39 protein-coding genes and 2 pseudogenes are annotated in these 26,095 nt (G+C 62.7%); 16 read left to right on the top strand and 25 right to left on the bottom strand.

Annotation, left to right across the window (positions count from 1 at the left end; translation table 11 throughout):
- Positions 1-130 precede the first annotated feature (130 nt).
- A complete protein-coding gene (locus FJ957_RS27335) occupies positions 131-2,227 on the top strand; it encodes an EAL domain-containing protein (RefSeq protein WP_140835937.1) in 2,097 nt (698 codons plus the stop codon).
- A gap of 24 nt (positions 2,228-2,251) precedes the next feature.
- Here FJ957_RS27335 and FJ957_RS27330 read toward each other — a convergent pair whose 3' ends face one another.
- Entirely contained in the window at positions 2,252-2,554 is a 303-nt protein-coding gene (locus tag FJ957_RS27330; RefSeq protein ID WP_140835936.1) for an AzlD family protein, read from the bottom strand.
- Positions 2,551-3,294 (bottom strand): AzlC family ABC transporter permease, encoded by a 744-nt coding sequence (locus FJ957_RS27325; RefSeq protein WP_140835935.1) that lies wholly within the window; start codon positions 3,292-3,294, stop codon positions 2,551-2,553. The genes FJ957_RS27330 and FJ957_RS27325 overlap by 4 nt, the downstream gene beginning before the upstream one ends.
- A 169-nt stretch (positions 3,295-3,463) precedes the next feature.
- Between FJ957_RS27325 and FJ957_RS27320 the strand changes: the two genes are divergently transcribed.
- A complete protein-coding gene (locus FJ957_RS27320) occupies positions 3,464-3,922 on the top strand; it encodes an Lrp/AsnC family transcriptional regulator (protein WP_140681697.1) in 459 nt (152 codons plus the stop codon).
- Between the two features lie 230 nt (positions 3,923-4,152).
- Here FJ957_RS27320 and FJ957_RS27315 read toward each other — a convergent pair whose 3' ends face one another.
- The 5 genes and pseudogenes from FJ957_RS27315 to FJ957_RS32540 all read right to left on the bottom strand — a co-directional run bounded on the left by FJ957_RS27315 (position 4,153) and on the right by FJ957_RS32540 (position 5,843).
- Positions 4,153-4,467 carry a plasmid stabilization protein gene (locus tag FJ957_RS27315; protein WP_140835934.1) on the bottom strand — a complete coding sequence of 105 codons (315 nt, stop codon included), beginning with the start codon at positions 4,465-4,467 and terminating at the stop codon, positions 4,153-4,155.
- Between the two features lie 35 nt (positions 4,468-4,502).
- Positions 4,503-4,700, bottom strand: coding sequence for a hypothetical protein (locus FJ957_RS27310; protein WP_140835933.1), 198 nt, complete (start codon positions 4,698-4,700; stop codon positions 4,503-4,505).
- 30 nt (positions 4,701-4,730) lie between these two features.
- Positions 4,731-4,949, bottom strand: coding sequence for a hypothetical protein (locus FJ957_RS27305; protein ID WP_140640886.1), 219 nt, complete (start codon positions 4,947-4,949; stop codon positions 4,731-4,733).
- A 111-nt stretch (positions 4,950-5,060) separates the two neighbouring features.
- Positions 5,061-5,465: pseudogene (locus FJ957_RS32545) on the bottom strand (hypothetical protein); the annotation flags it as partial.
- A gap of 162 nt (positions 5,466-5,627) precedes the next feature.
- Positions 5,628-5,843, bottom strand: coding sequence for a KGG domain-containing protein (locus FJ957_RS32540; RefSeq protein ID WP_348639763.1), 216 nt, complete (start codon positions 5,841-5,843; stop codon positions 5,628-5,630).
- A gap of 78 nt (positions 5,844-5,921) precedes the next feature.
- Here FJ957_RS32540 and FJ957_RS27290 point away from each other — a divergent pair, with 78 nt between their 5' ends.
- Positions 5,922-6,395 carry a hypothetical protein gene (locus FJ957_RS27290; protein WP_140835931.1) on the top strand — a complete coding sequence of 158 codons (474 nt, stop codon included), beginning with the start codon at positions 5,922-5,924 and terminating at the stop codon, positions 6,393-6,395.
- An 85-nt stretch (positions 6,396-6,480) separates the two neighbouring features.
- On the opposite strand, the gene FJ957_RS27285 is transcribed toward FJ957_RS27290, so the two are convergent.
- Positions 6,481-7,374: an alpha/beta hydrolase gene (locus FJ957_RS27285; RefSeq protein ID WP_140835930.1), complete on the bottom strand. Its 894-nt coding sequence runs from the start codon at positions 7,372-7,374 to the stop codon at positions 6,481-6,483.
- 40 nt (positions 7,375-7,414) lie between these two features.
- Positions 7,415-7,645, bottom strand: a complete 231-nt coding sequence (locus FJ957_RS27280) for a hypothetical protein (RefSeq protein WP_140835929.1) — start codon at positions 7,643-7,645, stop codon at positions 7,415-7,417.
- Between the two features lie 164 nt (positions 7,646-7,809).
- On the opposite strand from FJ957_RS27280, the gene FJ957_RS27275 reads away from it, so the two are divergent.
- On the top strand, positions 7,810-8,529 hold the full coding sequence (locus FJ957_RS27275; RefSeq protein WP_140835928.1) for a Crp/Fnr family transcriptional regulator: 720 nt from the start codon (positions 7,810-7,812) through the stop codon (positions 8,527-8,529).
- 4 nt (positions 8,530-8,533) lie between these two features.
- Here FJ957_RS27275 and FJ957_RS27270 read toward each other — a convergent pair whose 3' ends face one another.
- Together FJ957_RS27270 and FJ957_RS31980 are read right to left on the bottom strand one after the other, a co-directional pair.
- A complete protein-coding gene (locus tag FJ957_RS27270; RefSeq protein WP_140835927.1) occupies positions 8,534-8,833 on the bottom strand; it encodes a DUF982 domain-containing protein in 300 nt (99 codons plus the stop codon).
- A 209-nt stretch (positions 8,834-9,042) separates the two neighbouring features.
- The gene (locus tag FJ957_RS31980) at positions 9,043-9,219 is read right to left on the bottom strand and encodes a hypothetical protein (RefSeq protein ID WP_181177605.1); all 177 of its coding nucleotides are present in this window, start codon (positions 9,217-9,219) and stop codon (positions 9,043-9,045) included.
- Between the two features lie 161 nt (positions 9,220-9,380).
- On the opposite strand from FJ957_RS31980, the gene FJ957_RS27265 reads away from it, so the two are divergent.
- Complete coding sequence (locus FJ957_RS27265) at positions 9,381-10,400, top strand: SDR family oxidoreductase (protein WP_140835926.1); 1,020 nt, start codon at positions 9,381-9,383, stop codon at positions 10,398-10,400.
- Between the two features lie 16 nt (positions 10,401-10,416).
- A complete protein-coding gene (locus tag FJ957_RS27260; RefSeq protein ID WP_140835925.1) occupies positions 10,417-10,722 on the top strand; it encodes a hypothetical protein in 306 nt (101 codons plus the stop codon).
- A gap of 266 nt (positions 10,723-10,988) precedes the next feature.
- Here FJ957_RS27260 and FJ957_RS27255 read toward each other — a convergent pair whose 3' ends face one another.
- The gene (locus FJ957_RS27255) at positions 10,989-11,579 is read right to left on the bottom strand and encodes an NAD(P)H-dependent oxidoreductase (RefSeq protein WP_181180732.1); all 591 of its coding nucleotides are present in this window, start codon (positions 11,577-11,579) and stop codon (positions 10,989-10,991) included.
- A 266-nt stretch (positions 11,580-11,845) separates the two neighbouring features.
- On the opposite strand from FJ957_RS27255, the gene FJ957_RS27250 reads away from it, so the two are divergent.
- Both FJ957_RS27250 and FJ957_RS27245 read left to right on the top strand, forming a co-directional pair.
- Positions 11,846-12,949 (top strand): flavodoxin family protein, encoded by a 1,104-nt coding sequence (locus tag FJ957_RS27250; RefSeq protein WP_140835923.1) that lies wholly within the window; start codon positions 11,846-11,848, stop codon positions 12,947-12,949.
- A gap of 7 nt (positions 12,950-12,956) precedes the next feature.
- Positions 12,957-14,012: a YihY/virulence factor BrkB family protein gene (locus FJ957_RS27245; protein WP_140835922.1), complete on the top strand. Its 1,056-nt coding sequence runs from the start codon at positions 12,957-12,959 to the stop codon at positions 14,010-14,012.
- A gap of 34 nt (positions 14,013-14,046) precedes the next feature.
- Here FJ957_RS27245 and FJ957_RS27240 read toward each other — a convergent pair whose 3' ends face one another.
- A complete protein-coding gene (locus tag FJ957_RS27240; protein WP_140835921.1) occupies positions 14,047-14,259 on the bottom strand; it encodes a hypothetical protein in 213 nt (70 codons plus the stop codon).
- 259 nt (positions 14,260-14,518) lie between these two features.
- On the opposite strand from FJ957_RS27240, the gene FJ957_RS27235 reads away from it, so the two are divergent.
- Entirely contained in the window at positions 14,519-14,839 is a 321-nt protein-coding gene (locus tag FJ957_RS27235) for a hypothetical protein (protein WP_140835920.1), read from the top strand.
- A 440-nt stretch (positions 14,840-15,279) separates the two neighbouring features.
- Here the strand turns inward: FJ957_RS27235 and FJ957_RS27225 are convergent, their stop codons facing one another.
- The 10 genes and pseudogenes from FJ957_RS27225 to FJ957_RS27180 form a co-directional block, all read right to left on the bottom strand.
- Positions 15,280-15,567: a DUF982 domain-containing protein gene (locus FJ957_RS27225; RefSeq protein ID WP_140785403.1), complete on the bottom strand. Its 288-nt coding sequence runs from the start codon at positions 15,565-15,567 to the stop codon at positions 15,280-15,282.
- Positions 15,568-15,595: 28 nt separating this feature from the next.
- A complete protein-coding gene (locus FJ957_RS27220; protein ID WP_140835919.1) occupies positions 15,596-15,898 on the bottom strand; it encodes a DUF982 domain-containing protein in 303 nt (100 codons plus the stop codon).
- A 319-nt stretch (positions 15,899-16,217) separates the two neighbouring features.
- Positions 16,218-16,730, bottom strand: a complete 513-nt coding sequence (locus tag FJ957_RS27215) for a ferritin-like domain-containing protein (RefSeq protein ID WP_140835918.1) — start codon at positions 16,728-16,730, stop codon at positions 16,218-16,220.
- A 150-nt stretch (positions 16,731-16,880) separates the two neighbouring features.
- Complete coding sequence (locus tag FJ957_RS27210; protein WP_140835917.1) at positions 16,881-18,191, bottom strand: Nramp family divalent metal transporter; 1,311 nt, start codon at positions 18,189-18,191, stop codon at positions 16,881-16,883.
- Between the two features lie 228 nt (positions 18,192-18,419).
- Positions 18,420-18,959 (bottom strand): inorganic diphosphatase, encoded by a 540-nt coding sequence (locus FJ957_RS27205; RefSeq protein ID WP_140835916.1) that lies wholly within the window; start codon positions 18,957-18,959, stop codon positions 18,420-18,422.
- A 29-nt stretch (positions 18,960-18,988) separates the two neighbouring features.
- Positions 18,989-19,303, bottom strand: a complete 315-nt coding sequence (locus FJ957_RS27200) for a hypothetical protein (RefSeq protein ID WP_140835915.1) — start codon at positions 19,301-19,303, stop codon at positions 18,989-18,991.
- Positions 19,304-19,518: 215 nt separating this feature from the next.
- Positions 19,519-19,812, bottom strand: a complete 294-nt coding sequence (locus FJ957_RS27195; protein ID WP_140835914.1) for a hypothetical protein — start codon at positions 19,810-19,812, stop codon at positions 19,519-19,521.
- A gap of 200 nt (positions 19,813-20,012) precedes the next feature.
- Positions 20,013-20,456 (bottom strand): annotated as a pseudogene (locus FJ957_RS27190) (Crp/Fnr family transcriptional regulator); the annotation flags it as partial.
- Positions 20,457-20,563: 107 nt separating this feature from the next.
- Complete coding sequence (locus FJ957_RS27185; RefSeq protein ID WP_140835913.1) at positions 20,564-20,767, bottom strand: CsbD family protein; 204 nt, start codon at positions 20,765-20,767, stop codon at positions 20,564-20,566.
- 213 nt (positions 20,768-20,980) lie between these two features.
- Positions 20,981-21,181 carry a hypothetical protein gene (locus FJ957_RS27180; RefSeq protein ID WP_140835912.1) on the bottom strand — a complete coding sequence of 67 codons (201 nt, stop codon included), beginning with the start codon at positions 21,179-21,181 and terminating at the stop codon, positions 20,981-20,983.
- Between the two features lie 266 nt (positions 21,182-21,447).
- Between FJ957_RS27180 and FJ957_RS27175 the strand changes: the two genes are divergently transcribed.
- Positions 21,448-21,861: an HD domain-containing protein gene (locus FJ957_RS27175; RefSeq protein WP_140835911.1), complete on the top strand. Its 414-nt coding sequence runs from the start codon at positions 21,448-21,450 to the stop codon at positions 21,859-21,861.
- Between the two features lie 3 nt (positions 21,862-21,864).
- Here the strand turns inward: FJ957_RS27175 and FJ957_RS31975 are convergent, their stop codons facing one another.
- The gene (locus tag FJ957_RS31975; protein ID WP_181180731.1) at positions 21,865-22,041 is read right to left on the bottom strand and encodes a hypothetical protein; all 177 of its coding nucleotides are present in this window, start codon (positions 22,039-22,041) and stop codon (positions 21,865-21,867) included.
- Between the two features lie 273 nt (positions 22,042-22,314).
- Here FJ957_RS31975 and FJ957_RS27170 point away from each other — a divergent pair, with 273 nt between their 5' ends.
- Both FJ957_RS27170 and FJ957_RS27165 read left to right on the top strand, forming a co-directional pair.
- Positions 22,315-22,524 (top strand): cold-shock protein, encoded by a 210-nt coding sequence (locus FJ957_RS27170; RefSeq protein WP_140681745.1) that lies wholly within the window; start codon positions 22,315-22,317, stop codon positions 22,522-22,524.
- Positions 22,525-22,785: 261 nt separating this feature from the next.
- Positions 22,786-22,995 (top strand): hypothetical protein, encoded by a 210-nt coding sequence (locus FJ957_RS27165; protein ID WP_140640933.1) that lies wholly within the window; start codon positions 22,786-22,788, stop codon positions 22,993-22,995.
- 139 nt (positions 22,996-23,134) lie between these two features.
- Here the strand turns inward: FJ957_RS27165 and FJ957_RS27160 are convergent, their stop codons facing one another.
- Positions 23,135-23,476: a hypothetical protein gene (locus FJ957_RS27160; protein ID WP_140835910.1), complete on the bottom strand. Its 342-nt coding sequence runs from the start codon at positions 23,474-23,476 to the stop codon at positions 23,135-23,137.
- A 274-nt stretch (positions 23,477-23,750) separates the two neighbouring features.
- Between FJ957_RS27160 and FJ957_RS27155 the strand changes: the two genes are divergently transcribed.
- The 4 genes from FJ957_RS27155 to FJ957_RS31970 all read left to right on the top strand — a co-directional run bounded on the left by FJ957_RS27155 (position 23,751) and on the right by FJ957_RS31970 (position 25,916).
- Positions 23,751-23,996, top strand: a complete 246-nt coding sequence (locus tag FJ957_RS27155) for a hypothetical protein (RefSeq protein ID WP_140835909.1) — start codon at positions 23,751-23,753, stop codon at positions 23,994-23,996.
- A gap of 89 nt (positions 23,997-24,085) precedes the next feature.
- Positions 24,086-25,108, top strand: coding sequence for a PAS domain S-box protein (locus FJ957_RS27150; protein ID WP_246685978.1), 1,023 nt, complete (start codon positions 24,086-24,088; stop codon positions 25,106-25,108).
- A 142-nt stretch (positions 25,109-25,250) separates the two neighbouring features.
- A complete protein-coding gene (locus FJ957_RS27145) occupies positions 25,251-25,604 on the top strand; it encodes an SPW repeat protein (RefSeq protein ID WP_140835907.1) in 354 nt (117 codons plus the stop codon).
- A 144-nt stretch (positions 25,605-25,748) separates the two neighbouring features.
- A complete protein-coding gene (locus FJ957_RS31970; protein WP_181180730.1) occupies positions 25,749-25,916 on the top strand; it encodes a hypothetical protein in 168 nt (55 codons plus the stop codon).
- Positions 25,917-26,095: the final 179 nt, after the last annotated feature.

Below are 26,095 nucleotides of genomic sequence, written 5' to 3'. Positions count from 1 at the left end.
TCCTTCACGCCCCCCTCTGGCCTGCCGGCCATCTCCCCCACAAGGCGGGAGATTGGCTGAACCGCTCCCGGTAACTCTTTCTTCTCTGCTTTCATGCAGTATTGCCGGGACAGGACGGCAAGAACAAAGAATGGCGGACGACGATAAACGCAACGGCAAGTTCTGGGCGCTGGCGCTCGACCGGGCTCATCTCGGCCTATGGGACTGGAATCTGTCGACGGGCGATTGCTACTATTCGCCGACCTGGTCGAAGATGCTGGGCTATGAAGCTGGCGAACTCGCCAACACGCCCGATCTCTGGCTGAAGCTTACCCATCCCGACGATCGCCAGCGCGCGCAGGAGAGCGGCGACCGGCATATTGCGGGCATCGTCGATTCCATCGAGACTGAGCTGCGCCTGCGCCACAAGGACGGCCATTGGATCTGGGTGCTCGACCGCGGCGGCATTGTCGAGCGCGACGCCGACGGCAAGCCGCTCAGGCTGATGGGCGTGCAGACCGACATCACCCGGCAGAAAGAGGCGGAGGCGGCGCTCGAGCAGGTCAATGTCCGCTTCCGTCTTGCGCTTGCCGCCAGCGGCACCGGCATCTGGCACCACGATATCGGCACCAGGAAAAGCTATTGGGACGCGCGCACGCGCGAGATATTCGGCCTCGTTGCCGATACCGATGAGGTGGCGGCTGACCTGTGGCACACCTACCTTCATCCTGGTGACAAGGACGCCGCCGAGCGGGCCCACAAGATCGAGCCCGGCTCGAGCAGCGTCGTCGCCTCGCAATACCGGATCGTCCTGCGTGACGGCCAGGTCCGCCATGTCGAGTCGCTGGTGCGTTTCATTGCCGGCGTCGGCTCGGCCGGCCAGATTTTGGGCACGGTGCGCGACATCACCGAGGAGAAGAGGCGCGCCGAGGAGCTTGCCTTCGCCGCGCGTCACGACGCCCTGACCGGGCTGCTCAACCGTTCGGCCTTCGACCGGCTGCTTGCCGAGAACATCGCCATGGCCGGGCGGCTGCCGCTCGCCGTGTTCTATGTCGACCTCGACTACTTCAAGGCGCTCAACGACTATGCCGGCCATGCCGCCGGAGACCTGGCGCTGAAGAGCGTCGCGGCTGGCATACTCGCCAGCCTGCCCGTGTCGGCGCAGGCGGCCCGCCTCGGCGGCGACGAATTCGCGCTGCTGGTGCCGAACTGCAATGACGCCTGTGCCGAGCACCTTGCCCGCGCGGTGCTCGCCGCGGTGCGCAACGCCGATCTCGGCTCTGCCATCACCTCGCGCAGGCTTGCCGCCAGCATCGGCATCGCCTTCGTGCGCGACCGCAACATGACGGTGGCCGACGCGCTCGCCTGCGCCGACGATGCCTGCTACGCCGCCAAGGCCGGCGGTCGGGACCGCTTCGCGGTGTTTTCGCCGGAAACGACGTCGGGCGCCGGCGGCCTCAACGCCGCGCGGCTGGCCGCCGACCTGGTCGACGCGATGGACGACGGCCGGCAGAAGCTGTTCGGCCAGGAGATCCACCGGCTCGGCCGGCCATGGGAAGACAGCCGCCACGTCGAGGTGCTGGCCAGGCTCGTGGCTCGCAACGGCAAGATGATCCCGCCCGGCGATTTCATGCCGGTCGCCGAACGCTTCGGCCTTGCCGCCCGGCTCGACCGCTGGATCATCCGCACCGCGCTGACGCGCCACGGCGAGGCGATGCGCGCGGGCGCCATCTCGCTCGACTTCAACCTGTCGGCGCAGACGCTTTCCGATCCGCAGCTCTGGGATTTCGTCGACGAGGCCATCGCCGACAGTGGCGCGCCGGCGTCTGCCATCGGCTTCGAGATCACCGAGACTGCCGCCGTCACCAATTTCGATGCCGCGGCGGAGTTCGTGCGCAAGGCGAGGCAACGCCGCTGCCGCGTCAGCCTCGACGATTTCGGCGCCGGCATGAGTTCGTTCGAATATCTCAGGCGCTTCCCCATCGACGCCATCAAGATCGACGGTTCCTTCGTCGAGCACATCGCCGAAAGCCGGTTCGACCGTGAGATCGTTTCGGCGATCACCGGCATCGCCCGCTCGATGGGCGCCGCGGTGGTGGCCGAAAAGGTCGAGGAGAAAAACGCGCTGGAGATTCTCATGGGCATGGGCGTCGCCTATGGCCAGGGCTATTTCCTGCACCGGCCCGAGCCGCTGGAAGCGATCGTTGCAAGGGCGACGGGCGGCGCGCTGGGAATGCGGGCTGGTTAAGCGTCTCCTCCGTCGGGGGAGAGATCAGCCACCCATCAGCCACCGCAACGCTCCAGCCGAAGCCACCCCGACCACCACCGTCGGCAGCATCGACAGCCTCGTCGCGGCAAGCACGGTTATGGCGAGCGCGGCTAGGTCGGCCGGGTTCTTCGAGACGAAGTCCGGCGCGATCACCGAGATCAGCACGCAGCCGGGGGCCGCCTCCATCACCGCCATGGCGCGCGGGCTGAGCGTGCGATTCCTCAAGACCACATAGCCGCCAATGCGGGTGAGGTACGTCACGCCGGCCATCGCCAGGATGGCGAGCACGGTCATCGGATCGATCATCTCTCACCTACCAGGAACCACGCGGCCACCAGGCCGGACAGCGCGCCGGCCGCCACATACCAGGCGCCGGGGACGACGAGATAGACGAGCGCCGCCACCACCAGGCTGACCAGCCAGGGCCGGGCCGCGGCAAAGCCCTTCCACATGCCGCGAAGCAGCACCAGGAAGACGGCCGGGAAGGCCATTGCAAAGCCGTATGTCTCGACGTCGCCAAGCACCGGCCCGAGTGCCGCGCCGCAAGTCGTGAACGCCACCCAGGCGAGGTAGAAGGGAAGGCCGGCGCCCAGATAGAAAGACAGGCTGAAGGCCGGCCGCAGGCCGGCGGCGGCGCGGCGCTGTGCATCGGCCAGGCCCACGGCCCAGCTCTCGTCGCACATCAGGAACAGCGCCGGAAACACCTGTCGCTTCGGCAGATGCTTGATGAACGGCGCAAGTGCCGCGCCCATCAGGAAATGCCGGCTGTTGACCAGGAAGGTGATGGCGGCGATCAGCAGGATATGCGGCGGCGAGGTCCAGAGCTGGATGGCCGCGAATTCCGAGCCGCCGGCGAAGTTGAGCCCGGTCATCAGCGGCACCTCGACGACGCCGAGATCTTTCTGCGAGGCCTGCGCGCCAAGCACCAGCGCATAGGGGATGATACCGAGCAGCACCGGCGTCGAGGCGGCAAGCCCGCGCCGGAATTCGGCGCCGCGGCCATTGCCGGTTTGCTCCCCGGCGAGGGCGATCTCGGAAATGCTCATGACTTTGCCTTCGGCCGGCCTCGCGGCCGCCGTTCTCCCGGTCGGTTGTCGGTTATCGGTTGCCGGACCATAGCCGAAACGCCCGGCAATCGGGTTGCGAAGATACGCCATTTCTGCAAATGTTTGGCAGCAGATGGCGTATTTTGACGGAAGGTTGGAATCTGACACCATGAAGCTGGATGAGATCGACAGGCGCATCCTTCGCGCCTTGCAGCGCGACGGGCGCATGGCCAACAACGATCTAGCCAGGGAGGTGGGCCTTTCGCCGTCGCCCTGCCTGCGCCGCGTCAAGCTTTTGGAGGAGGCCGGCGTCATCGATCGCTATGTCGCGGTTCTCAATCCGGCCAAGATCGGCCGCGGCCAGACCTTCTTCACCCGCATCTGGCTGAAGCAGCAGGACGAGGACACGATCGAGCATTTCGCCGCCGAGGTGGCGAAGTTCCCGGAAGTGATGGAGTGCTATCTGATGCTGGGCGACTGCGACGCCATGGTGCGGATCGTCGCCGCGGGCATCGACGATTACCGCCGCTTCCAGTCGGAGCATCTAAGCCGCATCAGGGGCGTGCAGAACGTCAAGACGGACGTGCCCAGCCAGACGATCAAGCAGACGTCCGAGATGCCGCTGTAAGGGGCTTTTCCCATCTGCCCGTTCAACGGGAAGAAGGTGCTCCAAGGGCGGATGAGGGGTGGCGCGGCGTTCGGCGTCCCGAGAGCTTGGCGCCAGCAACGACAAACTCGCGCGGCAGTTCTGCCCTCATTGCCCTGCCGGGCATTTCTCCCCGTATAGTGACGGGGAGAAATGGGGGGCGGCGCCGCCGATTTCGCCAATTGCGGACGCCTGCAATCCAATCGCCATCGCTAATGCGCGTGGCTTTCATTCCTCTTGCGCGTCGCAGCCGCCTTCTTGGCCGACGCCGAACGCGCGGCCGCGGAGCGCTCGCCGGAGGCCTTGCCGCCCGTCCTGCCGCCCTTGTGCGCGGCCGGATTGCCGGTGTGCTTGCCGCGACCGGAGCCGCCTTCCTTCTTGCCGCCGCCGTCATCCTTGTTGACGGTCGCCCAGGCCCGCCGCTCGGCTTCCTTCTCGGAGACGCCGCGCTTCTCGTAACCTTCGGCGATGTGGTCGGCCTTGCGTTCCTGCTTGTCGGTGTATTTCGATTTCTCGCCACGTGGCATTTGTTTGCTCCTTGTTGCCCTGAGTGTATTCGGCTTCAGGAACGCTTCTTCTTGGCGACGTCGCCGAGGTCGGACCGTTCCGGATCCTTGTTGTTCTCGCCGGCCGCGTCGCGGTTCCTGTCGGGATCGTCCTTCGGCCTCAGATAACCGGGTGGGCGGTTGCCCTTCGGGCCCTCCCAGCGCGGCCATTGTTCGGTTGTTCCGGGCCGTCCTGGACGTGGTTCGTTGCTCATGGTCTGCCTCCTTTCGATTTGTAGGGAGGGTCAGCCCTCCGCTTTCATGGTCCGTGCGATCTCGAGCAGCTTGTCGCGGTCGTGCCCGTGCTCGCGTATCAACTCCCGCGCCTGCTTCGGCGAAAGATCGGTGTGCTCCGCCAGGAAGCGCACATCGGGATCATCGCCGCCCTTGGTCGGCAAATTGCCGGTTGCCGGCGCATCGGCGGCGCCCGGCCGGTTCGGTATATTGTTATTCGCCTGAGTCATCGCAGGGCTCCTTCGATTTCCGCCGTATCAGTTCGCCGTCTGCTTGCGGCGTGCTTGCTTCTTGCGGCGCAGCATCTCGTCGGTGCCGACGATGTCCTTCGAGCCGCCGGTGATCGCGGTCGAGACCACGGCCGGCGGATCGCTCGCTGGAAAGGAGTCCTCAAGACCGGACTGCAACTGCTCTTCCAGCGTGTCCGGATCTTCCGAACGGCCCTCGGCGCGGCGTCCGTCGATTTCTTCCAGATCTTGCTTGGCGTCGGGATGCTCGCGCGCATTGCGCAGCGTCGACACGACGAGCTCGACGGCGAATTCCTTCATCTCCTCGCCCTGCGGCGCGGCGACGTCGGTCTCCTCGATCAGCCGCACCAGCGATTGTTCGAGCTTGTCCAGTTCGCGCGTGCCCTGGCACAGCGCCAGTTTCTGCGCCAACGAGTGGATCAGCAACGGACCGAAGGTCGAATAGGCCCGCATGCGGGTCTCATCGACGCGTTCGGGATGAAGTGTATGCAAGGACATTGATGCCTCCGTGTAACGTCCTGCGGCGACGGCTTCGCTTGAGGCCGATCCCTAAGGGAACTGGAGGAGGGGGAAGAGGTTCCATCCGGGCTGAAGTCGCGGGACAGCTGGAAGTCGCCGGACAGAAAAATGGCGTCCGCGAACGCGGACGCCATTTTGAACTCAGCGCTGACCGCCTTTGCGGCCTGCCTCGGAGGCGCGCTGGGGGTCTTCGGCGAAGTTGCCGCTGCCACCTCGATGCTGGCCGGCGCTGCGCTGACCCATGTTGCGGTCCTCGGCCTGCTGCTGCCCGCTGCCGCGATGCTGGTCTTCGCGGTTCTTGTGGCTCTGCTGGCCGGCCTTGACGTGCTGTTCGTGGGTTCCGCCTTGATTGGGCATATCGAATTCTCCGTTGATTCGGATTTTTGTTGAGGGTGAATTCAAGGACGCGTCAACATCCCTGAGTAAGGAGAACAGGTGCCGGCAACCGATGTTCCGGCCGAAACATTTCGTGACTCGGTCAGACTGAAGTCCGACCCGGCCAGCGCATTGGGCTGGCCTGTGCAACCAAATCTCTTTTTGGGAATTGGTGAGCGGCCGACGAAAAAGCCCCCTCCATCGCCGGCCGTCAATGGTGCCCGCCGGTCGCCCCCCGCGCAATTCCGGCGGGCACCAATATCCATAAACAGGAAGGCCGCGCAGCCGGCTTCGGAGCGAGACGACGTTTTGACCTATATCTCTGCAAAGCCCGCCCGGCAGGATGCCGAAAGCCTGCCTGCCAACGACAACCAGCGTACCACCCGCATCGATCTTTCGTTCCTCGATATCATCAACGACGAGGACGAGGTCGCCGACATCGCCAGACGCGCGGAGCGTCTCGGCCACGCCGCGCTCATTGCAATGGCAATCGGCCTTGCGGCCCTGCCGTTGCTCTACCTGGTGCTGGTATAAGCCCGGCTGGCCGGCCGCTTGGCCGGCCGGCGCCATCTGCCGGAAAGCGTGTCGCTATCTTCTGGAGAAGATGGAGAAGAGGGCGTCATCTTCCGGCGAAGAAGGCGTCGAGTGTGGCCGCCGTTTCGATCGGCGACTCCTCCGGAAAGAAGTGGCCGCCGGGCATCGCTCCACCGCTGGCATCGTCGGCCCAGTTCCGCCATATGCCCAGCGGTCCGTCTTCGTCCCGATACCATTCGGCCAGCGCCCCGTGCTCGCTCCACAGCGCCAGCACGGGGCAGCATATGCGCCGGCCGGCCTCCCGGTCCGCATGGTCGTGCACACGGTCGAGCGAAGCCGCCGCGCGATACTCTTCGCAGATGGCGTGAATATGCGCCGGATCGCGCAGGGCATCGACATAGGCCTGCCGCACGCCGGGCGGGAACGCGTCGGCTGCGGATCCCCAGCCGGAAAGCGCATTGTCGAGGATGGCTTCGGCCGCCGCCGCCAGTATCGTCTCCGGCAGGGGCTCGGGCTGCGCCAGCAGCGACCACGGCCAAAAGCTTAGCGCCAGCCTCGCATCGGCCCGGTCCCAGGCCTCGGCGGTAGGGACGATGTCGAGGACGGCGAGCTTCTCGACGCGGTCCGGATGATCGAGCGCCAGCCGGTAGGCGACGCGCCCGCCGCGATCATGGCCGGCGACCAAGAAACGTTTGAAGCCGAGTTCTTCCATAAGCATGACCATGTCGGCGGCCATGGCGCGCTTGCCGTAGGCCGCATGGTCGGCGGCCGATGGCGGGCAGGAGCTTTGCCCATAACCGCGCAGATCGGCGCAGACGACGGTGAAATCCCGCGCCAGGCTGGGCGCCACGTCGCGCCACATCGCATGCGTCTGGGGAAAGCCGTGCAGCAGGAGCAGGCCCGGCCCGCTGCCGCCATGGCGGGCGAAGATACGCGCCCCGCCGGTGTCGATTTCCGATGCCTCAAATTCGGCGAACATGCTTGCCTCCGGCGGGGTGCGGCGCTGAGGGTCAAAGGCCTCAGTTCCAGGTCGAGTCCAGCGTCAGCGACGCCTCGAAGATCTGTGCCTTCTCGGTGCGCAGCTTCACGGTGATCTTCAACTGTTCGGTCCCGGGCGCCTCGTCTCGGGCGATGTCCTGCAGGATGCGCAACGCCTCAAGGCGGGCGCGCTCGCGGTTGGCAAAAAGCTGCCCCTGGTCGTCAACCTGGCCATGCTCGGCGTTATAGAGGTCAAAGTAGTAGCGTTCCATCGATGATCCACTCCAGGCGATTCGCAAGTTCAATCCCTGGCCGCGATCATGGTTCCAAGCGGTTGATCCTGAGGGGAAATCCGAAGCGCGTCCGCCCTTCCTGCGCGGCCGCCCGCAACCGGCCCCGCCCTGCGGCGTTAGCTGTTGCGGATGGAGAACCCCGAATGCTGGAATCGCTCTACCTCAACCTCGGCCAGCATGATGCCTTGTCGGAACAAGAGAAGGCGCTGCTCGCCGACGCCATGTCGCTCGAAAGATACGTCGCCGCCGGCGAGGATATCGTCACGGAAGGCACGCGGCCGATCTACAGCACGCTGATCGTCGACGGGCTCGCCGCCCGCTACAAGGTGCTGGAGGATGGCGGACGCCAGTTCACCTCGCTGCAGCTCGCCGGCGATTTCGTCGACCTGCACGCCTTCCTGCTTAAAACGATGGATCACGGCATCGTCGCGCTCTCGCCTTGCCACGTGCTGGTCGCCGAGCACGGCAAGCTGAAGACGATCACCGAGCAGGCGCCGCACCTCACCCGGCTGTTGTGGCTCGACACGCTGGTCGATGGCGCCATTCACCGCGAGTGGATCGTGGCCATGGGCCGGCGCTCCAAGATCTCCCACCTCGCGCATCTGATATGCGAGATCTTCGTCAGGCTGCAGGTGGTGAAAAAGACCCGCGAGATGAGCTTCCATCTGCCGCTCTCGCAGGCCGAGCTCGCCGATGTGCTCGGCCTCTCCGTCGTTCATATGAACCGGGTCATCGGCACCCTGCGCCGCATGAACGTGATCAACTGGACGAGCCATATGATCACGATCCTCGACTGGGAGCGGCTGGTTATGATCGCCGAATTCGATCCAACCTATCTCAGCATGACGCGCGAACCGAGATAGGCATCTAGCTGGGCGGGGTCTTGGAGCGCGACCACAACTGGTCCAGCATGGTGAGCGCGGCACTCGGCTGGGCAGGCCTCAGCAGGCCTTGCTGCGCGGCGACCTTCTTGAATGCGGCAAAGGCGATGGCTGGACGGCAGGTGCCCGCGATCGCGTCGTCCACCAGCCGGGCCGCTTCGAGATAGGCTGGCGCCTCCTTGTTCTTCCATGTGCCTCCGAGCGCCTTCTTGGCCTCCGCGACGGTGGTGACCACCATCGTGCCGCCGCTGACGAAGCGTATGGTGAGGGGCAGGAAACGGCTCATCGGTCTTTCACCATCCGAGCCATTCGCGCGTGCGCCAGGCTAGGCCGACAAAGGGCGCGGCCGTGATCATGGCGGCGGCGAGGATAAAAAGCGGGCTGTTCATAGACAAGGATTTCATGTTTCACCGTAAGAATTTCGGATGGCGATAAACGATGACTTCGCCAGTCGGTTGCATCCGGCCGGCCAGTCCGAGGCTACAAATTTTGAGGCTACATATTGCTCGCGGGCCGGGTCGGCGGCGCCGGCCGGTGCGGCGGACGCGGGCGCGGCCTGAGCGGCACATCCGCCAGCGAGGCGCGGATCACCCTGATGGGGATTGGCGGCGCGGCGCCGCGCCGGCGCAGCAATGCAACCGAGAGGCTGCCGATGAGAGTTCGAACGTCCATGGGACTCCTCCTGAAGAGTCCCCCCAATGACAAAAGGTTAGCACCGCGGCCGGACGGCCGCATTTAACTTTGATGTATGTCCAGGCGTCTCGGCGAGGTGCGACGAACCGAGGGCCAACCTTTTCCGTTGGCATGCGTTGTCCTCTGAAAAGGAGACCACCATGCCGACCACCAGCCGAACGAAAACCGACACGCCCAAAAAATCATCCGCCGGCAAGAAGACAGATACGGCCAAGACCGCGCGCAGGCAGCGCGGCGTCCAGCGCAAGGTCGATGCCACGGACCGCAGCAAGCCGAAGCCGAAAGCCCCGGGCGCCATGCAGGCCGGCGCCCGAAGATATCCCACGCCGCCTTTCCCAAGGCAGCATCACCCCAAGCCCGGCGAGGAATGGGCGATCGAGCCGGCGCCGCTCTATGACGCACCGTTCTGGCAAGGCTCCGGCAAGCTCAAGGACAAGGTCGCGCTGGTCACCGGCGGCGATTCCGGCATCGGCCGCGCGGTGGCCGTGCTGTTCGCGCGCGAAGGCGCCGATGTCGCCATCGTCTATCTCAGCGAGGATCGCGACGCCAAGGCGACGAAGCAGGCGGTGGAGGCGGAGGGCAGGCGCTGCATCACCTTGCGCGGCGACGTCGCCAAGCGCGGCTTCTGCCGCAAGGCGGTGGCTGAGACGGTGAAGGCTTTCGGCAGGCTGGACGTGCTGGTCAACAACGCCGCCTTCCAGGTCCACTCGGCCGACTTCGCCGATCTCACCGAAGCGCATTTCGACACCACGCTGAAGACCAATCTCTACGGCTATTTCCACATGGCGCAGGAAGCCGTGCCGCACATGAAGCCGGGGTCGGCGATCGTCAACACCGGTTCGGTCACCGGCATAGAGGGCTCGAAGGAGCTGGTCGATTACTCAATGACCAAGGGCGGCATCCACGCCTTCACCCGCGCGCTCTCCGGCAACCTCATCTCCAAGGGCATCCGCGTCAACGCGGTGGCGCCCGGTCCGGTCTGGACGCCGCTCAATCCGTCGGAGAAGGAAGCGGAGGACGTTTCGCAATTCGGCGCCAAGACGCCGATGAAGCGGCCCGCCCAGCCGGAGGAAATCGCGCCGGCCTATGTGTTCCTGGCCTCGCCGCAATGCTCCAGCTACATCACCGGCGAGATCCTGCCGATCATCGGAGGCTACTGACCATCAGGAGGATCCCATGAAGAAAGCACTTCTCATCGCGGCCCTGACGCTGATCCCGGCGATGCCTGCGGCGGCGCAGGTCGTCGCCCAACCGAAAGACCGGCTGACGCAGAACTGCCAGGTCAAGCCCGACGCCAACGATCAGGCGCAAAAACAGAAGCAGCAGGCCGATACGGATGAGCTGTCGGAACAGCTCGGCAATTGCGGCGGCGTCCTGAAGCCGCCGCCGACCGGCGACCAGAACGCGACGACGCCACCGCCGACCGGCAATGACATGCCGGTGATAAAGCCGGGCGAAGTGCCACCGCAGACCGGTCAATGAGACCATCAAAGATCAGCGTTTGCGCTTCTCCCGCCGCCGGCTTGACGGCCGGCTAGCCGTGGGCCTCGCGCATTATCTGCAATGCCTCGCGGGTGAGGCCGCATTTGCGGGCAAAAAAGCTGCCTCGTGGATCTCGGCGCGGGAGGCTTCCGCAACGCCGGACGAGGTCTTTCTGCTTTTCTTCTTGGCCATCGGTTCACCGCGCCACAAATGACTTAGTCAGCTAAATATATGTCCCTCATTGCAAATTCCGGAGACGGACCCGCTCAAAATCGTTCGAACCGCCGCTTTACCTTGCGGGCGAATTTTTCCCGCTCCTCGCGGGTGATGTTCTCAACCGAATATTTAGCCAAATAGAGGTGTTTCTCCGTGCGTCCACACATGGATTTCAAGCCGCGCAAAAGCACCTTTCTGCCCGGGTCCTGCATGTAAAGCCTGGTGTACCACCACGGCGAGCCGAAGGTGGTGATCACGCCCATCCGGCGGATGTTCAGAAGCGCCGGTTTGATCGTGCCGCCATCCGTCGGTAGTTCGAAGGCAACGCCCGGCCGCCACACGCGGTCGAAATATCCCTTGAGAACAGCGGGCATGCCCGACCACCAGGTCGGGAAGCAGAACACGCACGCTTCCGCCCATTGCAGTGCGTCGATGTAGACCTGCAGATCTGCCGGCGCGGGCGACGGACCGGCGTGCCCCTCCAACTCATCGACCCGCATGACGGGGTCGAATTTCATGGCATAGAGATCGAAGTCGACGACCTCGTCGCCCCTGGCCTTCAGGATCTCCACGACGCGCCGGTGCAGCGACGCCAGGTAGCTGTCCTGCGCCGGATGCGCGTAGACGACATTGACCTTCATCGCATGCCCCCGCCTTTGATCCCGGCCTGAGGCTAGTTGAGCGCCATTGCTTTGCCTAGGCTTGAGCATTGGTCGTACGCGGCCACTCATCGATAGGTGGCCGGAACCATCGCGCCGGCACCGGGTTGTGTTCAGCGGGCCGCGTCAGCCGGACCCGGTGGCAAAGAGAACACGGCCTGGTTTCTCCGGCTTCACGCCCTGGCCAACGAAAAGGCAGTCGAGCTCTTGTCCCACCCGGCCCGCTCCGTATTGGGCTTGGGCAGCAAATGGCAGAACAGACACAATCCGACAAAGCCGCCATAGAACCGCGTAAGGGCATGCCAAGCCCGCGCCTCGGCGAGGCGGAATTCAAACAGCGCTACAGGAAATTGTTCTACGACCCGGCCTTCGAGGCGGAAGCCGCCGCCATCGGCCGGCTGGCCCAGATCGCCTGGCGGGCCTATAGCGACGAACGCAAGAGTCCGGTGACCCGGAAGGCGGGGCAGGGCTTCCACGACCCCGGTTACGACCTTTCGGTCGAATGGATCGCCGCGCATGAAGCGGTCGAGGCCGCGCAGCGCCGGCATGAGGATAAGGCCGCGCCCTCGCGCATCCTGATCATCAACGGCTCCTCGCGCAGCGAGCATACCTGTCCGGGCGAGATGTCGAAGAGCTTTCGCTTGGTCGAGCTGGCGCGACGCGCCATTGCCGACAGGCAGGGCTTTTCGGTCGAGGTGCTCGATTTGTCGCGGCTCGCTTCGGAATACGGCCGCAGGATCTACCCTTGCAAGGCATGCTTCTCGACGGCGGCGGCCCTCTGCCACTGGCCGTGCTCATGCTATCCGAACCACTCTCTCGGCCAGGTGCAGGACTGGATGAACGACATCTATCCGCTATGGGTCGAAGCGCATGGCGTGATGATTGTCACGCCCGTCAACTGGTACCACACGTCATCGCCGCTAAAGTTGATGATGGATCGGCTGGTCTGCGCCGATGGGGGCAATCCTGACCCGACGCTGACGCAGGGCAAGGATGCAGAGCTTGCCAAAAGGGTTGAACTGGCCGGCTGGGACTATCCGCGCCATCTCGCCGGCCGGCTGTTTTCGGTCGTGGTCCATGGCGACACCGAAGGCGCCGCCAATGTGCGGCACGCGCTCGCCGACTGGCTGCGTTCGATGAAGCTCGACGCGATCGGCGAGGTGGCGGAGCTCGACCGCTATATCGGCTACTGGAAGCCCTATGCGAAAAGCCATGACGAACTCGACGCCGACAAGGACATCCAGGCCGAAGTGATCAACGCCGCTTTGGCCCTGGCCGAAGCAGTCGGGAAGCGTCGGGCAGGCGACTTTCCCACCATCGGCGCCCGGTTCGAGGATCCGCGTCAGAAGTGAGGGGAAGATGCCGCGCTGGCTCGACGAAGGCTGGATATTGCTGAAGGAAAGCCTCACCGGCTACGTCAATGACAATGCGCTGAGCCACGGCGCGGCGATCGCTTTCTACGCCACCACGTCGCTGGCGCCGATCCTTTTGATCGTCGTGGCGATCGCCGGTGTCGTCATCGGCAATGATGCGGCCCAGATCGCGCTGTCGGCCGAGATTTCGGGCGTGATGGGGCCGCAAAGCGCCGACCTTCTGAAGGCCACTGTCGAGAGCGCCGCGCAGCGCTGGTCGAGCACGCTTGCCACACTGATCGGGCTGGTAACGCTTTTCGTCACGGCGTCGGGCGTCTTCGGCGAGATGCAGCAATCGCTCAATGAAATCTGGAAGGTGAAGCCCAATGGCGTGTCGCTGTCGCGCCTTGTGCGGGCGAGGGCGGCGAGCCTCGGTCTCGTGGCGGCGCTCGGCTTCCTGCTGCTGGTATCGCTGGCGGCAAGCACGGCGATCTCGGCGCTGGGTGAATTGATCGACCGGCGCCTGCCGTTCGGTGGCGTGATCGTCAGTGGCATCAATACGATCGTCTCTTTTGTCCTGATCGCGCTGCTCTTCGCCGCGATCTACAAGGTCCTGCCGGACCGCACGCTCAAATGGCGCGATGTCGGCATCGGCGCCGTGGTGACCGCGCTGCTTTTCACCATCGGCAAATCGCTGATCGGCTGGTACATCGGCACCAGCGCCATCGCCACGTCCTACGGGGCGGCGGGCGCGCTGATGGTCGTGCTGGTATGGGTCTATTACTCGGCGCAGATTTTCCTCTTCGGCGCCGAGATCACGCGCGCCTATTCGGTGCGCCGCGGCAGCCGGCGCGACCTCGCGCCGGTCATGGCAGACGCAAACGACCGGGCTGCGCAGCGCCATGCCGAAGAAGTAGCCAAACCCGAGACGGCGATGCCGGCCAACGCTAGCGCAGGTCTCGGCACGGCCGCTCGGCCAACCGCTTCCGGCGGCGGGATCATCGTATGGATTGTCCTCAGCAGCCTGATCACTCTGCTTGTCACGCGGGTCTCACGCCACTGAGGCTGATACGACTTCGTCCCCAGGCTCGGGGGGGTTAGCGCCGTTCTTCCTGCCGTTTCTCGATTTCGTAGGATAGCCAACGGCAGAACATGCCGATTACCGAGGTGGCGGCTCCGCCGAGCAGGCAAGCGATCAGCAACGGACTTTTCGATGCTCCGTCCCAGCTAACGATCGCCAGCAGGGTGACGCTCACCGTGGAAATGAGATACCCCGTACCCTTGAGCAGATGAAGCGACGATCTGGTCATGCTGGCCCGCCTTGCAATGGAACTGACAACCCCGGTCGATGTTCCATGTACCGATGTTCTTCCACGACAGTTGCTGCATGACGCACCCAAGCGGCATCTCGGGGCGGTCGGGTGTAACCGCTTGTTGGCCTGCCGCTGGTTCGACAGGGCAGCGGGCTTGGGCTCCGGACTCGGCCCTCAGCCCAACCGAATTTGCTCGTAGCTGACTTTTTTTGGGTGTATTCTCTCTCAGTCGTCGTAGCTGGCGGGAGCAAGGAGGATGTTTGGAACCGGCTATCATGTGTTCGCCTCAGACCGGGAGGCAGGCATGATGGGTTACGGAATAGCCGAACCTGCCGAACTGGCAATTCTGGCGAATGCACTCAATGCCTTCTGCGTGAAACACGGCATTGCCGGCGAGATCGAGCGCGAACAGGTTGCGCTGAAAATCATGTGCCTTTTCAGGCGGGGCGTCGGTGCCCCTGGCCAGCTATCGGCGGAACTCGAAAGCTGGGCCGGCACCAACCGACGTGCCGGGTGGCCGGCAAGGCGAGCCCTGCAACCTCACGCCGACGAGGCGGATTCTTGTGGGACGATTTGACGAAGATTTGACTCCCTTTCATCGTCAGCAGTTTGAACGCCCACCATTCGCGATTGGTGGGCGTCCGTTCGAAGACAGGTCATCCAGTTCAAGGGAAGAGACCGGATGACATGCTGCACCGCATGTCAGGTGGCCGCAGTCGGCATACGCGATATTCGCTGCTCGCGGTCCTACTAGCTTTCGGCACGCGCATTGAGGCGCTTTGCCGCAAGATACATCACTGCAGACGCGGCACGATTCCTGTCCCAGCCCGCAGCTTCCGCCTGTGCTAGCAGGCCATCGAGAGAGCCGGCCAACGCCTCCTGGCAATCGCTGTCGTATCGGGCGGCGTTTACCTCGTGAACGGGTTTTCTAATGGCTAGTTCTGCCATCGAAGGTTCCTCATCATTTATCCAGGCTTGGTGCGAGGCGCCCGACAATGGTGGTGGGCGCCCCGATCATCATTGGTGATGTGACGGCTGGGCTTTTCCGATGGCGGGAGGGATTGCTCCGTCCTCGACCAGGATATCCTTCCTGCGCGCGAATGCCGCGAAAACACCTCGCGCGGTTTCCGCGTCGACGTCGCCAACCAAGGCCGCCTTGCAGGCGCGGATCGCCGCTTTCTGCTCCGGGCTATTGCCGCACCAGTCGATCGCGAACTGATAGGCATCGACGACGGTGTTTAGTTGCCGGGGAAAGCCCAGTCCGACCCAAACGCGAAGGGGTTTCTCGAAAGGTTTGGAAAGCATCGCGAACTCCCATATAACCGCGATACTTTCAAGCAGTCAGTCCGCCGCCGCGGCCGCCTTTGCCGGTCATCCATGGCAAGGGGACACTCACGTCCTCAAGAATTTTGACCGACTTTGCGAAACCGCAAAAGGCATCTCTGGCGGCAGTCAGCGGATAGCCGCTGTCGAATGCCCGCTGGCAGGCACGAAGGGCCGTTTCAAATATAATTCCGCGCCTGTTTCTGGGCCACGCGTAGAGAAATTCCAAGGCATCTTCCAGGCACGCGATTTCCTGGATCAGGCTGTTTTCGGTCTTCACGAAAACAGGGCTGTCGAATATCCGATCGTTCATAACGTCCTCCAATCGAACGAACAATTGAGTTTCAGGCGAAGGCTCAGGACCGACAGAGGCCAAGCCCTGCGGCGATATGGGTTTGTGGATTTTGACCGTCAAGAGCTTCCCGGGTCGCTACAAGAACCGGCGCGCCAATTCTGTTATCCGCAACGGCTTTGTCGGTCCTGCAACCCGGCGTGATCGTTGGATGGCGTGGGCAAGGGCGGTCGCCATTCGATTGAACGTGGGTCCAACAAGCAGCAGCGAGCCCCGGCAATCTGCCGGGGCTCGCTGGAAGCTGGACCGAGGGAAGGCTGCGCCCGCGCGTGGATCGTCGCTACGCGGCTTCAGCCGCGACATTGACCGCGGATTCGGCGAGCTGGGTGAGCGCTGCGTCCGTTTCCTTTTCTTCGGTCAGCGTCTTGTCGAGCAGGGTGACGGCTTCGGTCAGGCCGAGTTCCTGCGCCCAGGTCCTCAACGTGCCGTAGCGCGAAATCTCATAGTGCTCGACGGCTTGAGCGGCGGCCAGCAGACCTGCGTCGAGCGAAGGAGATCCCTTGTACTCGTCCATGATCTCGGCGCCTTCCTCGGTGATGCCCATAATGGCGGCACAAGTCTTGCCGACCGGCTTCTTGTCGATCACCTCGAAGACTTCCTCGAGACGCGCGACATGTTCTTCGGTCTGGTCCCGATGTTTTTCGAACGCGGCCTTCAGCGCGTCATCCTGCGCCGCCTTGGCCATCTTCGGCAGCGTGGCGAGAATCTTCTTCTCGGCGAAATAGATGTCCTTGAGCGTGTCGTGGAAAAGTTCGTTCAGGCCCTTGTTCGAGGCCGCCTTCGTCGTCGCCATTTCTGCATCTCCTGGTGAGGTTGGATCATCACCAACACGGCCTGGCTGAACTTGTTCCGAAAGAAATTTTATGCGGGGATTCCGCCCCGAACATCAATTGTTATTGACCTTGCTCCGTATGGAAACAGGGCTGGCGGTGAGGCGGGTCCTCTAGAGGAACCACTGCGCCACGAGGCCCACCGACGAGGCCGCCATTGTCAACGTCGACAGCCAGCCAAGCGCCTGCAGCCAGCCTTGCAACGGGAACTCCCCCATCACGTCCTTGCGGCCGGCCAACAGCATCATGACGATCATTACGGGAACGGCGCATATGCCATTGATGATGGCGCTCCAGTAAAGCGCCTTGATCGGGTCTATCGGTGTGAACATGATCCCGGTGCCAAGAGCGGTCGCGGCGGCGAGCGTCGCGTAGAACGCCACGGCTTCCTTCGGCTTGCGTTGCAGCCCGACCGGCCAGCGCAGCGCTTCGCCGACCGCGAAAGCCGCTGACCCAGCCAGCACCGGCACAGCCAGAAGCCCGGTGCCGATAATTCCCATCGAGAAAATAATGAAGGCGAATTTTCCGGCCACCGGCTCCAGCGCCTTTGCCGCGTCGGTGGACGAAGCAATGTCCGTCACCCCTGCCTTGTGGAGGGTCGCGGCCGTAGTGAAGATGATCGCGATGGCGATCAGATTCGAAAAGGCCATTCCGACCAGCGTATCGGCGCGTATCCGCCGGAAGGCTCTGGGCGCCTGCCACGGCGCCCACCTCAGCGGCCTGGCGGTTGGCTTGAGCTCTTCCTCCTCAACCTCCTGCGAGGCTTGCCAGAAGAACAGATAAGGCGAGATCGTCGTGCCGAGGATTGCCAGCAGCGTGGTGAAGAAGGCGCCGCTCCATTCGATGTGCGGAATGAACAGCCCTTTGGCCGCGTCCGCCCAAGGCACATTCGCGGCGAACATCGCGGCGACATAGGCGAACAGGCTCAAGGTGGTCCATTTGAGGAATTTCACATAGCGGGTGTAGTCGAGGAAGACGATCGCGCCGATACAGACGATCGCGAAAGCGATCACATAGAGCGGGCTCGGCCCGCCAACCAGCAGCTTCAATGCATCTGCCATGGCGCTGAGATCGGCGCCGATATTGATGACGTTGGCGAGGAACAGCAGCATGACGACCGCGTAAAGCATCGAGGCCGGATAGTGCCGGCTGAGATTGCCGGAAATACCTTCGCCCGTGGTGCGCCCGATACGGGCGGCGATCTCCTGGATCGCGGCCATCAGCGGGAAGGTGAACAGCATGACCCAGCCGATGTTGAAGCCGAGTTGGGCGCCGGCCTGGCTGTAAGTTCCGATGCCGGACGGATCGTCGTCGGACGCGCCGGTAATGAAGCCTGGCCCGATCGTGCGGAGGAACCGCTGGAACGGGCCCTTTGCCAGCGTGTTGTTTTGTTCTCCCTCGACCTGGGAACTGACCTCGCTCATCGAACGGCCGGCAATGCGAGCGTCACGGGTTGCCTGAAGGAGTGGGTTTTTCGCATCACATAAGCATCGGCTAATAAAGACACAGGGTAATTGGCGAAGAGGAGATAGGTTCCACGATGATCGTCATCCTGGCATCGCGAGCCCAGCTTCTCCTCCACATTTGTTAGCGGTCCGGCTTGGCAGCCGATCGGATCTGCAAAACGGGCGGGGCATGCACTCGCCGTCCGTTCACCTCGAGAATTTTCGCTTGAAGGTTTTCATCCCCTTCGCCAGGGAGGTCTTGGCCTCGGCGGCGTTCTGCCAGCCCTTCAGCTTGATCTTCTTGCCGGTACCAAGCACCGACGAGAAGAAGAACTGCTCAATCTCCCGACGAAGATCCTGTGGCACGTCGGTGACGGCCAAGGGCTCGTCAGGCGCGTCTTCCTTGTGAGGGCAGAAGATATACCTGTCGTTACGAACCTTCGAGCCGTCGGGATCATGCTGGTTCACCCTAAGCGCGCCCAGCAGGTCGCATTTTATGACCACGCCCGGAGCGGCGGCAGCCTGATGGATGACGAGACCGTCCAGCGGATCGCCATCGTCTCCTAATGTCGATGGCACGAAGCCCCAGTCGTAGGGATAAGTGTTGCCCACAGGAAGCGGGCGGGAATATTCGAACACGCCGGTCCTCGGTTCATAAGCCAGTTTAGCGGCCGATCCCCGCGGCGTCTCGATGACCACACGGAACAGCTTACGAGAGGTAGCCGGAAGTCTGAGATAGTCAGCCATTGTAAGTCGGGAGCCGCCAGTCATGTTGCCTAAAGTGAACTTTCACCGGCAAGGGAAGGTTCCACTGCGCGGGAGATTGGCGGGTGCGGATCGTTGAGCCGTGCGCGTCGGGCCGACCCTAGGCAATGCTGTGGCAAAAACTGCCCGACAACCCTGAACGCGAACACACCGGGGCGAAGCCGCGTCGGCGGCTTGTCGGTCAGTTCGACGACGCGGATCCATTTCGCGGCGTCGCCGCGCAACGTGACCTCGACCCCGAGCGCCTTTCGGGCAGCCTCGAACGGCGCCATCGCCTCGACCGCGTGGCTTGCGCCGTCCAATTCCTCGACGCGATAGGCCCTCATTGCGCTGGGTCCCCGCAGCCCCAAGTTTGAGCGACAACGCGAGGCGTTGAAAGTACATTTGATATGTGGGGCGGCTAATTCGTCACGAATTGCAACGAGTAAGGTCGCGACACCGCTATTCTTGGCTCGGGCCTTGCATAGGCCCGGCCGCTCTTTCAGTACAGCAAGTGTTGGACGCTCGCTCCGGTGCGGGGCGAGCGTTCTTCTGAGGGCGCTCAGTTATTGCCGGCAAGGTCCCTGGTCGCCTTGCAGAATTCATCATGGGACTTCGCGATGGTCTCGTCTGCGCAGTCTTTCTTCATGGACGCGCGATCCTCTTCAGTAAGCGCCATCCAGGCTTTCTTGAACTCATCGCCCGACCGCATGGTTTTCATGCCGGCATCGGTGAAGAAGGGCGACATTTTCTGGGGATCGTCCAGCGCGGAGGTTCCTGTGCCCGCGCCGGCAAATGCCGAGCATGTCATGACCGAAATCGTGAACGCGCTCATCAAGATCACTTTGGCTTTCATGGTACTCGTCTCCCTGCCTAATTCAGAAAATCCGCATCCAGATAGCGTTCTTGACGTGAAATAGTTCCAGCAACGAGACGAAAAACAAGAAAGGCAATCGACTATCATTCCATCGCCTGCCTAGCGCACGGCGGTCCGGCAGGTTGTTCGCAGTTTTCACTGACGAATAAGACGGTGAGGATTTGACGCGTGGTGTCCGGCTAACGCGGCTCGCGTGTCATCGAGAGATAGGTCGGGTCGAACTCGGCGATCTGCTGCAGCTTCTGCCAGTCGAGGATCGTCACCGTATGGTTCGCCCAGGCGATCACGCCGCTGTTGCGCAGCGCGCTGATGACGCGGTTCATATGCACCACCAACGGACCGAGCACATCGGAGAGCTCGGCTTGCGAAACGGGCAGGTGGAAGGCCATGCCGTTGGTGCGCTTGACCACCTGCAGCCTGACGAACAGCTCGCAGAACAGATGCGCCAGATGCAAGACCTTCGAGCGCCGCCCCATGGCGACGATCCACTCGCGGTGGATGGCGCCGTCGATCGGCGTGTCGAGCCACAACAGCCGCGTCAGGTGCGGCGCCCGCTCTGTGATGCTGCGCAGTTTCGAATGATCTGCCAGGATGACGCCGCAAGGCGAGAGCGCGATGACGCCGCGACACCGCGGCGCTGACGGAACTCGGCCTTGGCCGGACGGCGGAACGGCCAAAGGAAAAGGGCGCTGCCGCGCGGCAACGCCCTTCGTTTTCGGGAAGCCGGCTGCTACCAGCGCTGCATGCTGTACCAGTCGTCGATGTCGCGGCGCACACGATCCTTCTCCAGGCCGTAGCGTTCCTGGATCTTGCCTTCGAGTTGGTCGCGCTTTCCTGCAATGCGGTCGAGGTCGTCGTCGGTGAGCTTGCCCCACTGTTCCTTGACCTTGCCCTTCATCTGCTTCCAATTGCCTTCGACGCGGTTCCAATCCATTGCCGGACCTCCTGTTGGACACGGAAGGCTAACGGCAACGCCGTCGCGAGGTTCCTGCCGAAAAGCTTTTCTACGCGAGGCATGGGCATACGGCACCGCGGGCTTTCATCTGGCCGTCATGATGAACCGGCAAATTGGCAAGCGCTGAACCAGGCTCCTCCGGTCAGCATGTTCCCAAGACCTCTCTTGCCCGGCTCATAGCCGGGCTTCTTTTTAAATGCCGGGGTCCAGCTTTAAACGGATCGTGCCGATGGCGTGCATGACGGCGTCCGCGGCCTGTCTGTCGAGCGCGATTTCCAGGATACCTTCGGCCGTCCTGATTGAAAGGATGCCAAGCGTGCCGCTGTCGTCATCAACCGTCACGACATGGATTTCGGTTGGAACGAAAGGTGCTGCCTTGTCCCTGCGCTTCATCGTTCACCTACGTTGATGCGAACGACCCTTGCAGAAAGCCGGTGTCACATTCAAGGGAGCTAAAGGTTAACCCAGGGGACGTGCTGGAGCCTCTCAAAAATCCGCGAGCAGCGGAACATTTGACCGGCGCTTTTGTTCTTGAATGCAGGATGGCGCGCAGCCCGCTTCCCCCGCGAAAAGCGCGCCACTCGGGGCTCAGGCCCGAGCAAGCCCGCCTCGGCCGTCCCTCGCCGGGGCGGGCTTTATTGTGACGAGATTGGAAGACGATGCTCCACGAAGCAGCAAGGATCGCTGAAGAAGCCCATCGCGGACAAACGGACAAGACCGGCCGGCCCTATATCGAACACTTGCGACGCGTGGCCGAGGCCGTCGAAACGCTTGATGAAAAGACCGTCGCTTACCTGCATGACGTCATTGAGAAAGGCCAGGGCTGGACGCTCGACCGGCTACAGTCGGCGGGTTTTGGATTCGTCGTCGTGGCTGCCGTCGATGCGCTGACGAGGCGTCTGGACGAGAGCGAAGAGGGCTTCATCTGTCGCGCCGTCTCCAATGAACTGGCACGGCCGGTAAAGGAAGCGGACCTCAAGGACAATCTTTGGCAGGCTCACCAAGCGGGTGCTCCGGCGGATAGATATGAAACCGGCTTGGCCATCCTTGACCGTCTGGATGCAAGAGGCTGACCCTCAAGGCTGCGATGCGATCGCCTTGGCCTCGCGAACCAGCGAGCTCCAGTTCAAGCCGACCAGATAGATGAGTTCGAGCGCCTGCGCTTCGCTGATTCCAGTCTCGCTCACCAACCGCTGCACGAACTCGTCCAGGGTAGGGTGGTTCTCATTCCAGATCGGGTCGTCGTCCGCCATTGCTGTTTCCCTTCCAAGGTCCAACGCCTTGTCGGGTCGCTCGTTCCCCTCGACTGGTTGGCGCTCGATCGCAACCATCTTGGGTAGTATTATTCCGAAAAGCCTTGTCGATCAGGAAATTTAGCGCTATATGTGCCAAATCGATCTTGCTGAAAGAACGTTGTTTTCGCGCAAATTTGCGCACTTACGATCTTCCCTCTCAATTTCGAAGATTGCGTCGCTCGGCGGTTGTCGGGCGCGTATAATTTTGCGTCGATTTGTAAGGAGATCGCAATGACTACTGGAACGGTTAAGTTCTTCAATGCCACCAAGGGTTTCGGCTTTATCGAGCAGGGCGGCGGCCAGCCGGACGTGTTCGTCCATATCTCGGCCGTGGAGCGCGCAGGAATGCGCTCTCTCGTCGAGGGCCAGAAGGTCAGCTTCGACATCGTGAAAGATGCCCGCAACGGCAAGAGCTCGGCAGACAATCTGCAAGCCGCCTGATCGCAGCGCCTCGGGGTCCTTTGACCACGGATGTACTGGCATCGGCCGCACAGGCGCGTTGGAGAAGGTCGGGCTGTGCCCGGCCTTTTTTGTTCTAATGCATGTCGCTCAAAAGTGACCTCGGTTTTGCGACAACGACATGCATCAAGCAACGACCTAAAGCGCGTCGCGTGAATCCGTTTCGACGCGACGTGCTTTAGACAATTCCTGGAAAAGCGACGCGCTTTTTCGTCCGGAATTGCGTGAAACAAGGAGAAAACAATGAAGTCGCTACCGGATACCGGCCTGTTCAAGCCGGTCCCATCCCGCACGGAAGCCAAGACCGACACGACGTCCCGCGTCGCGCGACAGATACAGGACCTGGAAGCGGCTGCCAGGGCTGCCAAGACAAAGCGGTTGCGTGAAGCCAGGCTGGCGCAAGAGGCCGACGCGCCTCCCGTCGCGCCGAAGAAACCAGCCCGCAAGCGCTAGCCAGCAAAGGCTGGCCGGCAGGTCATACTGCGAGAGCAGGCAGGAAGAAGGTTCCAGGGCGCCTTGATTGGTTGAACGCAGCGGCCCTCACCGAAGTTCGCCAACCGCATGACGCGAGTGACAGGGCAGGGCGAGGCTCTTACCCGTCGCGATCCACCTGAAGCAGGTGTTCCATGGACCCGCCCGGCGAGGATCGCTCGCTGAGCGCTCTTTCCAGATCGTTTCGATTGTCGCGGCCGCTGGCATCGGGAAGGTCGAGCGCGGTGAGCGCCAGTTCATCGAATTCCACGATTGCCCCATAGAACTGCGCGACTTGCAGAACCAACTCCTCGATGTCCTCGCGAGCGATGTTTTCGGCGAGATTTCGGAGCCTTATCTCCTCAGCCACCACGACCAGGTTCACGACGCCGTGGGCCCGCAGGGCCGTCTGTACCCGGCAATGCGCGTCGTCTCTCAGCTTGTTTGGATATCTCACCTGCATGGAAAACCCTCCCTTTCACGGACGGTTTGTCCCTCTGGTTCGATGATGCTCCCCTGGCCCTGGAATGGCAAGTGGAAAGTAAAAAAAATCGCAATGATATCAGTAAGTTATCATAGAGCACGTAATGCTTGGTAGACGCATCGTTGGCATCGTTGGTCTATTGCGGTTTTGACCCACAGGGCGACCTTGACGTTTCATTGGACGAATCCTAACTACCTGTAAAGTAAGACACATACTAACTCGTTGCATTTGTAGCCTTTGAAGGGTGGCACACGTGGCTGAACTCGAGCGTCCTCAGCGGTTGCAGATCATGCTCAATGACGAAGAACTCGCGGCTCTGGAGAACTGGCGCTTTGAAAAGCGCATGCCTAGCCGCTCCGCGGCGGTGCGCGAGCTTTTGCGCCGCGGCCTCGCCGCCGAAGGGTTCCTGACGGCGGAAGCCGGGATCAAGTCGCAGGATTTCGGCGTCGTGCTGTCGTCGGCGAGAGCGAATGGCGACGCCGAGAACTCGGCCGATTAGGATGTTGCCTTTATGCAGTCCGGCGCTACGTTCAGCACATGACAAAAATCGGGGGGGTTATCCGTCAGGACGCAGGCGCTGACGCACGCTTGGCGGCCATCGTCGATTCTTCCTATGACGCCATCATCGGCAAGGATCTGAACAGCATCATCACCGATTGGAACCAGGCGGCCGAGCGCGTCTTCGGCTACAGCGCTGAAGAGGCCATCGGCCAGTCGATCCTGATGCTGATCCCCGAGCATATGCAGAACGAGGAGAACGAGATCATTGTTCGGATCCGTAGGGGTGAGCGCATCCCCAGCTTCGAGACCACCCGAAGGCGCAAGGACGGATCGCTGGTCGCCGTTTCGCTGACCATCTCGCCGATCAAGAACGGTGCCGGCGACATCGTCGGCGCATCGAAAATCGCCCGCGACATCACCGCCGCCAAGGAAAGCGAGCGCCGCATCCGGCTTCTGATGCGTGAAGTCAACCATCGGGTGAAGAACCAGTTCGCGGTGATCCTGTCGATGGTCAGGGAAACCAGCAAACGCTCGACTGATCCTGTCGAGTTCGAGCAGATGATCCGCTCGCGCATCATGGCGCTGTCGCGCTCGCACGATTTGCTTGTCACCTCGGAATGGGCCGGCGCCAGCCTTTTCGACCTGATCCAGGAGCATCTGAAGCCCTTCGGTCACGAAGAGCGCATCTCGCTTTCGGGTCCGCTGCTTACGCTGCAGTCGAATGCGGTCCAGAATCTCGGCATGGCCTTCCATGAGCTCGGCACCAACTCGGCCAAATACGGTGCGCTGGCGGCCGAGGGCGGCCGTGTCGAAATCACCTGGAAGGTCGAGGCAGGCCCAGAGGCGCAGCGGCGCTTTCATCTTCTGTGGCACGAGACCTCCGGGGCGACAACAGGCGAAGCCGGGCGGAACGCGAGCAACCGCAAGGGTTTCGCCGATCGCAAGGGTTTTGGCACGGTGGTCCTGCAACGGGTGGCGCCGCAGTCGCTGAGCGGTTCCTCGAGCCTCGAACGCGCTCCCGGCAGCGTGAAGTGGGAGCTCGACGCGCCGCTCGAGGCGATCGTCGTGCCGCAGCTGGGGGCGGAGAACGAAACCGACTTCAGCGTCTGAGAGCCCGCGCCACCGGCGCGCGGGACTGTCCGCCCGGCCGGCACCTTGCAGCTTCATAAAAGCGTAATTACATCAACAACTAAGCGTGCGATGTCCACGCGAACGCTGTTGCTTTGGTCAAGCTTCATCCATGGAGGTTGTCATGGCAAGCAAACTGATGGAAGCAAGAAAGAGCCAGGACTGGATCACTCTGGTCCTCGCGATCTGCCTGTTCATCTCACCCTGGGTCATCGGATTCGCCGCGGCGATGGTGCCCGCGTGGAACGCCTGGATCGTCGGCGTTCTGCTCGGCGCGCTGGCGCTGGCGACGGTGTTCGCCGAATGGGAGGAATGGGTAAACGTCGTCCTCGGGCTCTGGCTGATCGTGTCACCCTGGCTGCTGGGCTTTGCGGCTGACACGCATGTCATGGCCACGCACGTCGTGCTCGGCGTGCTGGTGGTCGCGGCATCGGCCTGGGCCGTATGGGACTTCCGTCATCCCCACGCGCATGCGTGAGCGGTGACCGGGCGGGAGCCCGCCGCGCCAGCGGCGAGCTCCTGATATTGCGGTGTTGGGGTATCGGGTTGGGCGGTGATTGCGGCGTCTTCACGTAATTGCTGCAACCGGAAACCTTTTCGTGCATTCTTGGGAATGGCCTCGATGCTCAACCCCGACACCCCCGCCAAATGCTGCTCCTATTGCGGCGGCCGCGACCATGATTTCGAGGAGTGCCCGAAACGCAAGGCGGACGCGGAGAAGGAACAGGTGGCGCGGGCGGCTGACGCCATGCCTTTGTTCGCCAGCGAAGATGTATCGATAAAATCCTAAGGGCGCGATCCTTCGCGCCCGCAGTCCCGGCGAGATACGCGTTGTTCCGCTCCAGCACTCATCCGCTCGGGAATGCCTCCGCAGCCTCCGCAAAAAATCTTGCCCTTGATCCTGCCTCTCGCCATCGAGGCACGGTGGGGCGCCCGCGCGCCGCGCCCTGACTTTTTCTGGGATGGTCG

The organism is Mesorhizobium sp. B2-4-6 (genome assembly GCF_006442775.1).
In the GTDB taxonomy this organism is placed as follows: Bacteria; Pseudomonadota; Alphaproteobacteria; order Rhizobiales; family Rhizobiaceae; genus Mesorhizobium.
Note: the sequence above shows the minus strand (reverse complement) of the source record. Positions and strands in the feature narration are given on the sequence as shown.